Source organism: Nakamurella alba, from assembly GCF_009707545.1.
In the GTDB taxonomy this organism is placed as follows: domain Bacteria; phylum Actinomycetota; class Actinomycetes; order Mycobacteriales; family Nakamurellaceae; genus Nakamurella; species Nakamurella alba.
On sequence record NZ_WLYK01000001.1, the window covers coordinates 562,911 to 575,934 of the forward strand.

Annotated in this window: 15 protein-coding genes and 1 pseudogene; 7 read left to right on the forward strand and 9 right to left on the reverse strand. The window is 68.9% G+C overall.

Annotation, left to right across the window (positions count from 1 at the left end):
* Positions 1-48: 48 nt before the first annotated feature.
* Together GIS00_RS02410 and GIS00_RS02415 are read right to left on the reverse strand one after the other, a co-directional pair.
* Positions 49-600: a hypothetical protein gene (locus GIS00_RS02410; protein WP_154766792.1), complete on the reverse strand. Its 552-nt coding sequence runs from the start codon at positions 598-600 to the stop codon at positions 49-51.
* Complete coding sequence (locus GIS00_RS02415; protein ID WP_322097381.1) at positions 597-1,094, reverse strand: SigE family RNA polymerase sigma factor; 498 nt, start codon at positions 1,092-1,094, stop codon at positions 597-599. Before GIS00_RS02415 ends, GIS00_RS02410 begins: the two co-directional genes overlap by 4 nt.
* Positions 1,095-1,414: 320 nt before the next feature.
* Here GIS00_RS02415 and GIS00_RS02420 point away from each other — a divergent pair, with 320 nt between their 5' ends.
* Positions 1,415-2,173, forward strand: coding sequence for a hypothetical protein (locus GIS00_RS02420; protein WP_154766793.1), 759 nt, complete (start codon positions 1,415-1,417; stop codon positions 2,171-2,173).
* 13 nt (positions 2,174-2,186) lie between these two features.
* Here GIS00_RS02420 and GIS00_RS02425 read toward each other — a convergent pair whose 3' ends face one another.
* The gene (locus GIS00_RS02425; protein ID WP_154766794.1) at positions 2,187-3,068 is read right to left on the reverse strand and encodes a hypothetical protein; all 882 of its coding nucleotides are present in this window, start codon (positions 3,066-3,068) and stop codon (positions 2,187-2,189) included.
* A gap of 118 nt (positions 3,069-3,186) precedes the next feature.
* Here GIS00_RS02425 and GIS00_RS02430 point away from each other — a divergent pair, with 118 nt between their 5' ends.
* Complete coding sequence (locus GIS00_RS02430; RefSeq protein ID WP_154766795.1) at positions 3,187-4,107, forward strand: hypothetical protein; 921 nt, start codon at positions 3,187-3,189, stop codon at positions 4,105-4,107.
* Positions 4,108-4,267: 160 nt separating this feature from the next.
* Here the strand turns inward: GIS00_RS02430 and GIS00_RS02435 are convergent, their stop codons facing one another.
* The 3 genes from GIS00_RS02435 to GIS00_RS02445 all read right to left on the reverse strand — a co-directional run bounded on the left by GIS00_RS02435 (position 4,268) and on the right by GIS00_RS02445 (position 6,313).
* On the reverse strand, positions 4,268-4,738 hold the full coding sequence (locus GIS00_RS02435; RefSeq protein WP_154766796.1) for an META domain-containing protein: 471 nt from the start codon (positions 4,736-4,738) through the stop codon (positions 4,268-4,270).
* A 73-nt stretch (positions 4,739-4,811) separates the two neighbouring features.
* On the reverse strand, positions 4,812-5,894 hold the full coding sequence (locus tag GIS00_RS02440) for a hypothetical protein (protein WP_154766797.1): 1,083 nt from the start codon (positions 5,892-5,894) through the stop codon (positions 4,812-4,814).
* Positions 5,891-6,313 carry an RNA polymerase sigma factor gene (locus tag GIS00_RS02445; RefSeq protein WP_154766798.1) on the reverse strand — a complete coding sequence of 141 codons (423 nt, stop codon included), beginning with the start codon at positions 6,311-6,313 and terminating at the stop codon, positions 5,891-5,893. The genes GIS00_RS02440 and GIS00_RS02445 overlap by 4 nt, the downstream gene beginning before the upstream one ends.
* A gap of 219 nt (positions 6,314-6,532) precedes the next feature.
* On the opposite strand from GIS00_RS02445, the gene GIS00_RS02450 reads away from it, so the two are divergent.
* Both GIS00_RS02450 and GIS00_RS02455 read left to right on the forward strand, forming a co-directional pair.
* Positions 6,533-7,432: a hypothetical protein gene (locus tag GIS00_RS02450; RefSeq protein WP_154766799.1), complete on the forward strand. Its 900-nt coding sequence runs from the start codon at positions 6,533-6,535 to the stop codon at positions 7,430-7,432.
* A gap of 41 nt (positions 7,433-7,473) precedes the next feature.
* Positions 7,474-8,346 (forward strand): hypothetical protein, encoded by an 873-nt coding sequence (locus GIS00_RS02455; RefSeq protein ID WP_154766800.1) that lies wholly within the window; start codon positions 7,474-7,476, stop codon positions 8,344-8,346.
* Here GIS00_RS02455 and GIS00_RS02460 read toward each other — a convergent pair whose 3' ends face one another.
* On the reverse strand, positions 8,347-8,781 hold the full coding sequence (locus tag GIS00_RS02460; protein WP_154766801.1) for a hypothetical protein: 435 nt from the start codon (positions 8,779-8,781) through the stop codon (positions 8,347-8,349). It abuts the gene before it with no gap.
* Positions 8,782-8,979: 198 nt separating this feature from the next.
* Between GIS00_RS02460 and GIS00_RS02465 the strand changes: the two genes are divergently transcribed.
* Positions 8,980-9,663, forward strand: coding sequence for a hypothetical protein (locus GIS00_RS02465; protein WP_154766802.1), 684 nt, complete (start codon positions 8,980-8,982; stop codon positions 9,661-9,663).
* Between the two features lie 31 nt (positions 9,664-9,694).
* Complete coding sequence (locus GIS00_RS02470; RefSeq protein WP_154766803.1) at positions 9,695-10,126, forward strand: GNAT family N-acetyltransferase; 432 nt, start codon at positions 9,695-9,697, stop codon at positions 10,124-10,126.
* 54 nt (positions 10,127-10,180) lie between these two features.
* On the opposite strand, the gene GIS00_RS28755 is transcribed toward GIS00_RS02470, so the two are convergent.
* Together GIS00_RS28755 and GIS00_RS02480 are read right to left on the reverse strand one after the other, a co-directional pair.
* Entirely contained in the window at positions 10,181-10,984 is an 804-nt protein-coding gene (locus GIS00_RS28755) for a DUF559 domain-containing protein (protein ID WP_196073085.1), read from the reverse strand.
* Positions 10,985-11,346: 362 nt separating this feature from the next.
* Positions 11,347-11,760: a MarR family winged helix-turn-helix transcriptional regulator gene (locus GIS00_RS02480; RefSeq protein WP_154766805.1), complete on the reverse strand. Its 414-nt coding sequence runs from the start codon at positions 11,758-11,760 to the stop codon at positions 11,347-11,349.
* Positions 11,761-11,842: 82 nt separating this feature from the next.
* On the opposite strand from GIS00_RS02480, the pseudogene GIS00_RS02485 reads away from it, so the two are divergent.
* Positions 11,843-12,772, forward strand: a pseudogene (locus GIS00_RS02485) (quinone oxidoreductase family protein); the annotation flags it as partial.
* Positions 12,773-13,024: the final 252 nt, after the last annotated feature.

The window sequence follows — 13,024 nt, forward strand, 5'->3', positions numbered from 1 at the left end:
CGCCGTGACAGTCGCCCCGGCGCCAGCGATTCCGCCGAGAGCGCACGGTCAGTCGTAGGAGGCGAGGCCGAGCTTCTCGCAGGTCCCCGGAACACCGGGGACGACGGCGATCTCCGGCTCGTTGTCGTCGCTCCTCTCCGCCGGGAGGACGCACCGGACGAGCTTCGGATCGGGACGGGCGTCGGCGGGCACGAATTCGTTGTTGACGTAGGGCGGCCGGGTGCTGAACCGACCGGAGATCCACATCTCCCGGCACAGTGACAGTGCACTTGCGGCGATCGGCACCTCGCCGGCCTTGTCGACCAGCGTGACCGACAGGAAGTTGTGCTCGGGCGTCAGATCCGCGGTGGCGTAGCAGCGGGCGGAAGAACTCGTGATCTCCGGCGGCGCGGCCGGATCGAAGCGGACCGGGCGGAAGGCGAGGGCGATCAGGATGACGGTCGCGGCGACCACGACCGCCGCCGCGGACGTGGTCAGCAGGCGGATGCCACCCCGCCGACGGAGGAGTCGCGAGCGCACGGATCTCGCGATCTCCTCGGTATCGGGACGGTTGTCGGCGAGCTCGGTCAGGGCGTGCCGGAGCTCCGCGTCGGTGATCACGTCAGGTGGCTCCTCACATCGATGGCGGACGTGCGCGTGCGGAGGGTGGCCAGCCCTCGGGAGATCGCCGAGCGGACCGACCCCTCGGCGACGCCCAGTTCGGCAGCGATCTCCTCGTCGCTGCGTCCCAGGTAGAAGCGCAGCACGATCGCCGCGCGCTGCCGGGCCGGCAGGTCACGCAGCAGGGAGTCGAGGTAGAGCCGCTGATCAACGGTCCCGGTCCCTTCGACGGCAGGTGTGCGGTAGCTGACCAGCAGCTTTCGGACCCGGCCCAGCACGGCAGTCCGCCGGTGCCTGTCGATGTGCCGGTTGGTGAGCATGCGTCTGACGTAGGTCTCCGGCGCGTCGGTCCGCCGGATCCTCTCCCACTTGTCCGATGCAGCGACCAGGGTGTCGGCCACCAGGTCGTGCGCGTCGTCCCGGTTGCCGGTGAGCACCCGGGCGTACCGGGCGAGAGGGTCGAGGTGGTCGTGCAGGAACTCGTCGAACGTCACCGCTCACACCTTCCGCTGTCTCGAAGCCCGACACCTACCTCTACTCACGGACGACCCCGTCGAACTGTTGCATGTGATCTCCGGTGCAACCGTCGGGCAGGTCGGGTCCGTCTTCCCCTCGGTGTCGGAGGAGATCGGGGAACAACATGGGTGGTCGGGTTGCCCAAGTGCGAAGGACAGCGCCGCTGATCGCGTTGATCGCGGCCGTGGTCGTCATCGGCGGTGCCGTCGCCTGCGGGTCCGACGCGACCAGAACGAATCGATCGTCGCCGCCGTCCACCTCTGCGTCAGCCGTTGCGTCCACACCGAGCGTCCTGCCCGTGACGTCCAACTCGTCGAACCCCACACCCGGGGCGCTGAATCCCGATGAGCAGGCGCTCGTGCACCTGGTCGACCCGGTGCACGTCTACCCAGGAGCTACGCCGTGGGGGAGCGGTGACCAGTTCGGTCCGGGACTGTCCGAGCATCAGGTGAAGCTGGACCGGTCGTTCCGGGCTGCGGCCTCGATCGCCGAGGTCTACGCCTGGTACCGGGACGAGTATCCGGACGCGTCCGGAGGGTCGCCGCTCGTCGATGGTCATGCCATCGTCTTCCTCGCCCCCCGACTGTCTCCGACCGACCTGAGTGCACTGGCACAGCCCTGGCTGGAAGTCGATCTGGCCGGCACGGACACGGACTCCGCGATCACCATCAGGGCATCCGGGTATCCGGTCGGCGCCCGCACCCCGGACACGCTGATCCCCGAGGACGACATCGTTTCCGCGACGGTGACCTGGACGGTCGAAGATCCACAGCCCTCAGCTGCCCAGCACAGGGACCTGACTGCTGCCGAGATCCATGAACTGGTCGACTTTCTCAATGCCGCGCCGACGAAACCTCCGATGCAGTACGGCGGCCTGATGTACGGCACGTTGTGGACCCTGACCTTCGTCGCCTCGGACGGTGCGACCTACACCGCGAGGTACGACAACCACAACCCGATCTCGCCGACGGTGCTCGACTTCGGCACCGAGTCCTCCCGACTCCTGGACCTGCCACCGGCCTACTACGCCGCTCTCGCGCGGATGACCACGGGGTGATCCCTCGGCACCGTCAGATCTTCCGGAACCGGAAGGTCCACTCCCCGGCGACCACAGAGATGGTCTCTTCGTTCTCGATCGTGCCGGCGAGCACACCACAACCGGGTTCGTTGGCGTCCAGACACCCTGGGGTGATGAGGGCTTCGCGCAGTGCGGTCAAGCGTGGGGACGGAGCGCGAGCGCATGACGCCATCAACACCATGTGGTTGTCGTGCCCGAGCTCGAACCGAGAGTCGGTGACCGGTTCCAGCTCGTACCAGACCTCGATGCAGTTGGCGTCGCGGATCGTCCCGATGCCCTCGTCGATCTCGAGCGACATGAGCGGAAGATCGGAGGTCTCCGTTCCGGTCAGGCCGACGAGCAGCCAGACGCTGCCTTTCGCGGTGAGCGTCGTTCGGTGCGCCGGGTCGTAGAAGGCCAGCGGTCCGGACTGCGAGTTCCAGCCGTGCTCGCGACCAGGTCGGCTCACCATGAGCATGTGCTCGCGCACCACGGCGGTGACGTCGACGTCGAGCAGCTCGGGCAACCGGACAATCCCGTAGAAGCCTTCGTCGACGCAGCCGTCCGGATCGTCGACGAGATCCGCACCTGCCAACCTGAAACCGGTGGCCGTGCGTGTCCAGGTCGTCTCGCCGCTGCGGCACGCGGTCCGGACCTCCGCCGTGCCGTCCTGGCGCAATAGCAGCGACCCGGGTCCCTCCACCGCGCCGGTCACGAACGTCCACCTGATCCCGGTCAGCGGATCGGCGGACTCGCCGGTGGTGGATGTCCGGGCCGTCGACGATTCGGGCGACTCCGGGGGTAGGGCGGTGCTGTTGCCGCTGGGAGTGCAACTCGTCGCCAGCGCCGCCGCGCAACCGGCGGCCAGCAGGGTGCGGAGCAGGGCGGCGCGCATGCGACGTGGACGAGCGGAACCGACCCATCCGTTGCACCGTTGCTCTTTCCCTTGCCGCTGATGCCCGCCGCTGGGACACTCGGCAGCACGGCCGTGAGCCGTGCGGGAGTGGTCCGACATGCGACGACAGCTGAGCGGTGCGGCCCTGCTGCTGGTCGCTGTCCTCGCAGTGCTGGGCGGGATGGCGGTGCTCGGCCGGCGGATCCAGGGTGATCCGGCCACCGCTCCGATCCCCGGGCCACCGGCGCTCGGCTCCTGCCTGCGCACCGACGTGATCCCGGCCGGCATCCCGCTGGATGATCTCGACGGGCTGCTCGACTACCGGTCCGCAGAGTTCGAGACCTGCGCCGGTCGGCGGGCAGGTGAGGTGGTCGCGCTGATCACCGACCCTGCGCCGGTGGACGTCGCCCCGGTCGTCGACATCAACGGGGATCTCGTGGGGCGGTCCATCAGCGACGATCCGAACTATCTCATGTGCATCTCCGCGGCCCGGGGGTACCTCGGCCTGGTTCGCCCCGAAGAGGCCGTCGACGCCTGGATCCCGTTGTCCCCGTTCATCTCCGGCCTCGAGCTGATCGGTCCGACACCGCTGCAGCGCCGGTTCGGGCAGCAGTGGGTGGTCTGCGTGGTCTTCGACGAGACGTCCGCGTCTGATCGGCGACGCCCCGGGTTCGCCGGAACGGTCAAGGATGCCTATCTGGGCTTCCCGGTCCCGGCAGTGCTGACCGCGTGCGATCTGGGACCGTGTGACATCCTGCACCGTGACGAGCTGCTGGCCTCGGCGACCTTCATCTCGCCGAGAACCGCTGCGCAGGTGAAGGAGTCGTGCCGGGAACACGCACAGGTGCGGACCGGGCTGGCTGATCTCACAGCGGTCGCCGGGCTGTCCGTGGTGGTGAAGTACTCGGCAGCAGGGCTCGCGGGGGCGGCGCCCGACCGACCGCTGACCGCCTCCTGTCTGCTCCGCGCCGACGAAGGACGATGGCTGGACGGATCGCTCCTCAACGTCGGCCGGGCCGACCGGATCCCCTGGGCGTAGGGCATGTCTCACCGTCCGAGATCTGCTGCGCACCGCCCTGGCAGGCCGTCGGCCGCGTTGGTCTCGTCGGAAAGCCGACCAGGATTACCAGCTCCTCGACCGCCTTGCCGACGGCCCACCAGGACGTTGCTCGCGACGATCCTGGACGGAGAGGCATGCCCTAATCCGATGCCGGAGAGTAGACGAGCATTGTCCCGCCTGATCCGACATGCAGTTCGCCGTCGACCGTTTCGACAGTGAGGGTGGACTGCGCGGCGAAGGTGGTGCCGATGGCCACGACCACTGCCGCGTCCTCGGGCGTGGGTGCGTCACAGGCCAGGAGGGTCGTTGCCACGGAGTCGACCGTGGCGCCGGAGCCGGAGAACGTGGTGGTCGTCGAGATCGTCAGGCTGTTGCCGCATCCCGACGAGACCATCCCTTCGCCGCCGGAGTCGAACACCGCCGAGTAGCCGGTCGGAGCACTGACGGTGGATCCGTCCTTGGTCGCGGTGGACAGGACCCAGTCGCCGGACAACGGGTTCGGCCGGAGCGCGAGGTACAGCCCTCCGGCCGCCAGCACCACCACCAGCACGCTGAGGACGGCGATCTGCACCGTTGTCCGGCGCGGCCGGGGCGTCGGTGTCTTCGGCATGCTGTTCTCCCTCCTCGGATTGTGAACATCCAGTGCCCCTGAGGGCCACGCGATGTTCAGAATCGGAGGCCGATCATTGCAGGGACTCGAAGACCATGATGATCTGGTCCGTCAGGTCCGGCTTGTAGCGGTCCAGAGGTACGCACACCTGGCGATACAACGCCGCCTCGGATTCCGGATCGGTCATGACGCAATTGCGCCCGGGGTTTACCACGTGGATGCCGTTGTTCCCGATCTCCCGCGAGTCGATGATGTCGCTCGGAGTGAGCTCCGTGGGCGACCGCGACCAATCGACCGAGATGGTCGGCCAGGCGCGCAGGGAGAACTCGGTGCCGACCATCATCCGATCACCCTCGTAGACCGAATACCCGCCGCCGGCGGTGTAGCCGTTCGGGATGTAGGTCGGCATCGGCGCGTCCGCGAGATCGAACGTCTGTACGGGCGTGCCGGTTTCGCCGTCAACAACGGTTGCCCCGACCAGTGGGTACGGCAGTGTTGCCTCACTGACCCCACCTATGGCCATGGCATCGCACTCCGGCATCGGGTCGGTCGCTTCGGCGTAGAAGGCGTAGTAGACCGTCACGGTGGTGCCGTCCTGCTCGGCGAACACCACCACTCGCGGGTAGCAAGGAGATCCGGTCCCGCTGTACCGGCTGAACCTGATCCAGCCGGGGCGGGCCGTATCGACTGCGAGCTCCGGCGCCGGGAGAACTGCTTCGAGGAACAGGGTCCGGCCGTCGTACTCGACGGTCGGCGTCGGTTGGCCGGCGAAGGCCTGAACGACCGGGGTTTCGCCGGGTGTCCGCGCCGGTTCCGTCGCGGTCGGCAGGGTCGACTCGCTCGGCGCCGGCGGGACGGTCCCGGGATCGAAAGCCGGTCCGGAGATCGTGGTCGCGGCACCGGTCGACGCGCTGGGCGGGACGTTCAGGGTCACCGGCGTCGTGCCCTGGGTCCCCGGCCCCGAGCGGTTCGCCGCGATCACCCAGGTCACCGATCCGACGACCAGGATCGCCGCGGCGGCTGCCAGAGGTCTGATCCACCGTGAGGTCCGGACGTCGCGACCGGGTTCCTCAGGCAGGTCGGGCACCACGAAGTCGCGCCGGAACCGCTCCCCGTCGGAGCTGAGCAGGGCGCCGAGCCGGTCGTCGGTGATCATCGGTAGGACTCTCCCAACGTGGTGCGCAGGCTTCGCCGGGCATCGGCGAGGGTGGACTTCACGGTGCCTTCCGAGCAGCTCATGACCTGCGCGACCGCGGCCACCGGCAGGTCGAGGTAGTAGTAGAGGGCGACCGCCTCGTGCTGCCGGCGCGGGAGAGTGCCGAGGGCAGCGGCCATGTCGACGGCGTGTCCGTCGGTGGGTATCACTGGACTGTCCGGGACCGACGCGACGGGGGTCTCCCGGGAACGCGACCGGTGCCGCCGGGCGTGGGTGACGACGAGTGCCAGCAACCAGTTCCGCGGCGTGCCCCGGTCCGCGTCGAAGATCGCGCGGCGACGCCACGCCTCGGACAGAGCGTCCTGTGCGACGTCCTCCCAGTCGTCGGTGGCAACCAGCCGCCGGGCGAGCATGGTCATGGCGGGCCAGTGGGGCGAGGCCCAGGCGGTGAAGGCGGAACCCGCGGCGGGCGGCAGGGGGTCGCGGATCGTCTGCACATCCCTTCATTGCCGGAGCGGGTCGGATCGGTTGGGTCGTTCCGGAGGAATTCTCGCCGCCCGCTCGGTCCCGGGTGCCTTGCCGCTGGTCGGGCGCGCTGGGAGACTGACGGTCCGGCGGTCAGGCAGGGTGGTGATCAGGTGCGCAGGCAGCTGGTCGGAGCCCTGGTGCTGATCCTCGCGTGCTGCGCGGTGCTGGCCGGCGGCGCCCTGCTGGGACGCGACCTTCCCGGCCGGCCGAGTATCGGTCCGATCCCCGGACCGCCGGCGGTCGGAGACTGCCTGACCACCGTCGTCCGCGCCCACGACGCCCTCGCCGACGCGGTCGGCAGGGTCCCGATGTACCGGTCGGACGTCGCGGAACCGTGCTCCGGTCGTCGGGTCGGCGAGGTGGTCGCGGTGCTGACCGATCCGGAACCCGTGCGGACGGTGTCCGTGCAATACCCGGGGCAGGGGATCGGGCAGGCGCTGGAAGACCCGAACGAGCGGACCTGCTCCGCCGCGGCCGCCGAGTACCTCGGGCTGCCGCCCGACGAGGGGATGTGGGAGGCGGAGACGTCCGTCATCTCGGCCGTGCAGGTGATCGGGCCGTCGGCGGTGCAGGCTGCCTCCGGGCAGAGCTGGGCGGCCTGCGTGCTGCAGAACGCGGCGGCGGGTGATGCCGCGTCGGGGTTCGCCGGGTCGGTGCAAGGCGCGCTGAGCAGGTTCCCGGCACTCCCTGACCTGCTGATCTGCGAACCGATGCCGTGCGACGGTCCGCATCGGCAGGAGTACCTGGCGGACGCGAACTTCACCGCCCCGGCGGTGCTCGCCGAGGTGCAGGCATCCTGCGAGTCGTACGCACGGGAACGGACAGGTCTCGCGGAGCTGCCGGAGATCGACGGGCTGACCGTTGTCCTGATCACCGATCCGGATCAACTGGCGAAGGCATCCCGGGCCCGACCGGCCCTGGTGACCTGCGCACTGCACGCGAACAGCGAGCGGTTGCTCACCGGGTCGCTGCTCGGGGTCGGCGATCCGGCGAGGATCCCATGGGCATGACGACGCGGAAGCTCGCCGGTGCTGTGGTTCTCGTGACCGCGGTGATCGCGCTGCTGGCCGGCGGAGCGATCATCGGACGGAAGGTGCAGGGGGTTGCGGCCATAGCGCCCCTTCCCGGAGCGCCGGCGCTCGGTGACTGTGTGACGGAACTGCTGCTGCCGCCGAACATCTCGGTCCGGGACGAAGGCAAGCCGCCGGTGTACGAGACCGTGGTGGCGGAGCCGTGCACGGGGGCGCGGATGGGTGAAGTGGTGGGTGTGATCGACCGGCCCGGCCCGCTCGTCGTCCGCGAAGTGATCTGGAACGGCGAAGTGCAGGGGGAGTCGCTGGACGATCCGAACCAAGAGAACTGTGCGACGTTGTCCCGCGAGTACCTCGGTCTGGGCGGGCCGGCCAACGACGCGATGAACGTCTGGGTGCCGCTGGGCGACTACACGTCGTCGCTGACCCCGGGCGGACCGACAGATCTGCAGAGGGCCTTCGGCCAGGGCTGGGCGGTCTGCGTCGTCCAGGACGACTACAACCGGATCGCCCGCGACGCAGTGGGTTTCGAGCAGAGCATCCGCGACGCCTACCAGCGGTTCCCGGTGCCGCCCGGGCTGGCGTCCTGCGAGCAGCCGTGCGACACCGTCCATCGCTCCGAGTACTTCGCGTTCGGCACGTACGACCGGCCCACCGACTGGAACGAGATCCTCGAGTCCTGCAAGCAGTTGGTGGTCGAGCGCACCGGCCTTCCAGCCATCACCGATATGGAGGGGCTCGACATCACCATCGAGGCCTCGGCCGACGAACTGAGCGCAGCGACGCCGGAGCTTCCGGCCGGCGCAGCCTGCGTGGTCACCACCGGCGATGGGCTCTGGCTGCAAGGGTCCCTGCTCAACGTCGGCGACCCGGACCGGATCCCCTGGAGTTGATCAAGGTCCTAACGAGTACCGCTCGTGGACGCCGGCGTCCGGGCAGTCGTAGATCCCGGCCAGGATTTCGCCCTGTGTGATGACGAGGTCGGATGACAGATAGAGGATCTCGATTCCGGGATCGACAGTGAAGGTGCAGCCGCGCGGGGTGACGACCATGCCGAGGTAACCATGGATGACATCGCCTGCGAGGCTGATGGTGAGCTCGTGCGGGAGCGATGCGGTCGGAAGGCAGCCGAGGCCACCGCTGCCGTCAGTGCGATCCCGGTCGATCAAGCAGAGTTGGTCGCCGGCGAAGGCCAGGTAGACAGCATGATCAGACTCCACGACGGTGAGCAGGCGGCTGTCGATCGGGCCCGGGTCCCGCAGCTCGTTGCGGAAACTCAGTGGAACCCGGTCATCGCCGTTGGCCGGACGCTCGAAGGCGACGAACATGGACGCGTGGACGGACGGGGCGATCGATGGGGCCCGGCGGTCGAGGCGCTGCAACCGGCCAGCAGCAGGCAGAGGACCACCGTGCCGAACCGTCGCCGCATCGGCTTCACCTCCCGTTCCTCGCACCGTAGAGGTCCATCGGTGCAACGGGAAGCACCTAGGGTTTCGTCGTAGAAACTGAGACCGAGGGGGAGTGGGATGCGACGACGGTTCGGGGCGACGGCGGGGCTGATCGCGCTCACCGTGCTGGCGGCGGTCGCGACCACCGTCTACCTGGTCATCGACCGCAGTTCGATCACCACCTTCCCCGGCACGACCATCGAGTACCGGGACACGGTGCCGTCCTTCGACGTGCGCGAAGCCATGGACTGCGTCCACTACACCAGCACGTTGGAGCATCTCGTCGGGGTGAGTTCGGCGATCGTGGTCGGGGAGGTGGTCGCGTCCAGGCCGCTGTTCGAGGCGACCTATGGAGTGGCTGATCCGCAGGAGGACGCCGACGGGAACCTGCCGGAGCCGCGGTTGACATACTTGGACCGGGAACTGACCATCGCCGTCGAACAGACCCTCTTCGGCGAGCCGGTCACAAGCCTGAAGGTGCTCGCCCCAGGCTGGTACTCCGGCGATCCATGGGAGCCGACCGCGCGGTTCTCCCGGTCCTGGCTGCAGCCGGGCGATCGAGCCGTGATCCCGGTGATGCCCACTGATCCGCCGCTGGATACCAAAGACTGGCCCGAGATCATGTACACCTGCAGCGGCCCGTTCGTGCTGGAGAACGGGCGCGTGGTGCAGAAGGAGGACACAGACCAGTTCGTCGCCGAAGGTGTCTGGTCGATGTCGGAGCAGCAGTTGGTCGACGCCCTCCGCGCGGAAATCGGCTGACCACAGCCTGACCGCGGCGGATACTCCGGCCATGGATCCCATACCTGCCGGCCATGCTCGTGGCGTCGACATCGAGTGGCGGGGCGCGTTCACCTCCGACGAGGCGAATCGGCTGCATGCGGAGGCGTTCGGTGCCCGCCTGTACAGCTCGGAGGAATGGGACTGGGAGCGGCAGGTGGCCGCGCACAGCCTCGGTTGGGTCACGGCACGCTCCGAAGGCCGGCTGGTCGGGTTCGTCAACGTGCTCTGGGACGGGCTGGTGCACGCCTGGATCCAGGACGTGATGGTCGACTCGGCGTCCCGCCGCCTCGGGATCGGGCGTGCCCTGGTCGACGCCGCTGCCCATGGCGCCCGCGAATCACGTTGTTTGTACCTGCATGTCGACTTCGATGACGCGCTGCGCCCGTTCTACATCGACTCCTGCGGTTTTCGGCCGACATCGGCCGGGCTGCTCGAGCTCTGACAGGTGGCCACTTCGGATTCTGAACATCGAGGGCCCCTGAGAGGCAGCGGCTGTTCAGAATCGGTGGAGGGCACCCCGCACTTCGGCGATGACACGGTCCGGTTCGTCCTGCAGTTGCCGCCAGGTGAACCTCAGGACGGTCCAGCCGGCCAGCACGATGCGGTTCTGGCGGGCGCGATCGCGCTCGAAGGCGTCGGAGTCGGAATGGTGGGCCCAGCCGTCGATCTCGACGATCAGCCGCGCCGCCTCGAAGGTGAAGTCGGGTTTCGCGCCCCACTCCTTGCGGGTCCGGTTGACGACCCAGCCGGTGATGTCCGCGTTCCGCAGCAGCCGCGCGAACAACCGCTCTGCTTCGGAGGCGGACCCGTCGGACGCCTCCTTCACCCAGCGGCGGGCGGTGGCCGCGCCCGTGCGGCACCGGTTGCGCTCGAGGGCGTCGACGATCTCGTCCATCGTGACGCGCCGGAGCAGAGCCCGGTCCAGCACCGCGCGGCCGGCGGCACCCATCGCCACGGATCCGAAAAGTGCGGCGAACGGCAACGATGCGACCCGGAGACGCCGGTGGGTGGTCACGTCTTCGGCAGGCAGCTCGAGCCTCCGGACGCGGACGTCTTCTCCCGAGCGGAGATTGCGCGTCGGGCGGATGGCCAGGTCGATCGTGGACGGTGCGGCGTCGGTCAGCTCCCACCACCAGGCGGCCGCATGCCCGATGATCACCGCGCCCTTCCCGCCCCACTGGCCCACCGCCCGAATCAGGTCCTCCGTCGTCAGGCCCCCGCCTGCGAAACGGAATACCCCCGGCAGCACCTTCTGCACCGATCCCTCCCGCACCCGGGCGCGCACCATGCTTACGGTCACTCCGAACATTCCTGCCTGTCGGTCGGTGAACACCCCGCCGTCCGGTTCCGCCGCCGCCCTCAACCCCGCCCATTCCGTCCCCATCGGCACAGGGTGCACGAGCCGCTGTGATCGCTGGACCGGCTGTCCACAATCGCGCTGGCTCGTCGCGGCTGTCCACATCCCGCAACGGAAACTTCCCGTTGCGGGGACGTCCCTGCTACACCGCCTCTCCGACGACCTGCCCGCCGCCCCGAGCGGAGCGCTGGGCAGCGCGGACAGGATCCGGGCATGCCCTCCCGTAGGTCGACATCGAACCCCTTGCAGGGCGATCCGACGGAACCCGCCGACGCATCATGCTGCCCGGGCCGTGCGTCAAGTCGTCAGGCGTCTGGGGCGACGAGCAGGCGTCCGAGGAGCGTGGCGAGCCGGCGTTGGTCGGCGGGTCCGAGCCGCCCGATCAATGGCGCGAGTGCTGTGCCGATCTGGGTGGACACCTCGGCTGCCAAGGTGTGGCCGGCGTCGGTCAGGCTCACCACCACGGCCCGGCCGTCGTCCGGTGCAGGGCTGCGCCGGACCAGCCCGCGAGCGACGGCGCGATCGACAAGGCCGCTCGCGGAGGACTTGTCCAGACCGAGATGCGCTGCGAGCGCGGCCATCCGCGGCTCCCGGTCACGCAGGATGGCCAGCACCCGCAACTGGGTCAACGACAGATCGTTCTCCGCCGCGGCCTGGTTCAGCACGGCGACCACCGTGAACGAGGTCTGGACCAACAGGTCGGTCGCACTCTTTTCCATGACCTCGATCCTAGCTTGCACTAGTTGGGATCACCACCTAGTTTAGTTGGTAATACGAACCAAGTTGGCAGGAGATCCGGTGATGCGTGCGGCAGTGGTGACGAGGTTCGACAGTCCTCCGGACCCGGGCCAGTGGCCCGAGCCGCACCCGGACGAGGGCGAGGTCGTGGTCGAGGTCATGGCGGCTGCCCTGCACCCACGGGTGCGGTCGCAGGCCGATGGATCGCACTACACGAGCACCGACGAGCTGCCGCTGGTCCCCGGTGTGGACGGCGTCGGACGTGACCCCGACGGTGCCATGCGCTACTTCGTACTGCCCGACACGATTCTCGGGTCGATGGCCGAGCGGACGATCATCGATCCGCGGCGCAGCGTGGTGCTTCCGGTCGGCGCGGACCCGGTGCGTATTGCCGCTGCGATGAACCCTGCGATGTCCTCGTGGGTGGCGCTCCGGCGGCGGATCGATATCGAGCCGAGTGGGTCGGTGCTGGTGCTGGGTGCCACGGGGAGTGCGGGGCGGATGGCGGTCCAGATCGCTCGGCATCTCGGCGTGGAGCGGGTGGTGGCTGCCGGTCGCGACCCGGGAAGGCTCGCGCTGCTGGCCGATCTCGGAGCGGACGAGGTCGTGACCCTCGGGGTCGACGATCTGGGTGCGGTGGCCGGCGACGTGGATGTGGTGCTCGACTACGTCTGGGGAGTCCCGACCGCGGAGGCCATGCGGTCGATCGTCACCGGTCGCTCCGACCGGTCCCGGCCGCTGGTCTGGGTCGAGATCGGTGCGACGGCAGGACCAGTCGCGGCAATTCCGTCGGCGGCGCTGCGCGCGGCGCGACTGCAGATCGTGGGGAGCGGGCAGGGCTCGGTGCCGACACGCGACATCGTCGACGAACTGTCCGACCTGGCCGAGTTCGTCATGGGCGAGGAGCTGCGCGTCGAGGCCAGAGCGGTGCCGCTGGGACTGGTCGGGAAGGTGTGGAACGAGCCGACGACCGACCGGGTCGTGCTGGTGCCCCGACCGTTGCAGGTCCGCCGTCTTCGGGTACCCGGAGAACATGGACGAGACCGACGAGCGGGAACCGCATCATCTGCTGCTGATCCCCGCTTGGCGCTGGGTGACGGCCCTGCTGCTGAGTGGAGTTGTCACGGCCGTTGTACTCGTGCTCTACGCCTGGTTGCAGAATGGGTCGGTGACCCGCAGCGACATTGTCGGCGGGCTGTTCATCGGGGCCGTCGTCGGGCTTGCGTTCCTGGCGTGGCGGGTGTG

Bases quoted from the DNA above. Each gene is read 5' to 3' on its own strand.
- GIS00_RS02425 (WP_154766794.1), bottom strand. From the start codon at position 3,068: ATGCGCGCCGCCCTGCTCCGCACCCTGCTGGCCGCCGGTTGCGCGGCG.
- GIS00_RS02430 (WP_154766795.1), top strand. From the start codon at position 3,187: ATGCGACGACAGCTGAGCGGTGCGGCCCTGCTGCTGGTCGCTGTCCTC.
- GIS00_RS02435 (WP_154766796.1), bottom strand. From the start codon at position 4,738: ATGCCGAAGACACCGACGCCCCGGCCGCGCCGGACAACGGTGCAGATC.
- GIS00_RS02440 (WP_154766797.1), bottom strand. From the start codon at position 5,894: ATGATCACCGACGACCGGCTCGGCGCCCTGCTCAGCTCCGACGGGGAG.
- GIS00_RS02445 (WP_154766798.1), bottom strand. From the start codon at position 6,313: ATGACCATGCTCGCCCGGCGGCTGGTTGCCACCGACGACTGGGAGGAC.
- GIS00_RS02460 (WP_154766801.1), bottom strand. From the start codon at position 8,781: ATGTTCGTCGCCTTCGAGCGTCCGGCCAACGGCGATGACCGGGTTCCA.
- GIS00_RS02465 (WP_154766802.1), top strand. From the start codon at position 8,980: ATGCGACGACGGTTCGGGGCGACGGCGGGGCTGATCGCGCTCACCGTG.
- GIS00_RS02470 (WP_154766803.1), top strand. From the start codon at position 9,695: ATGGATCCCATACCTGCCGGCCATGCTCGTGGCGTCGACATCGAGTGG.
- GIS00_RS02480 (WP_154766805.1), bottom strand. From the start codon at position 11,760: ATGGAAAAGAGTGCGACCGACCTGTTGGTCCAGACCTCGTTCACGGTG.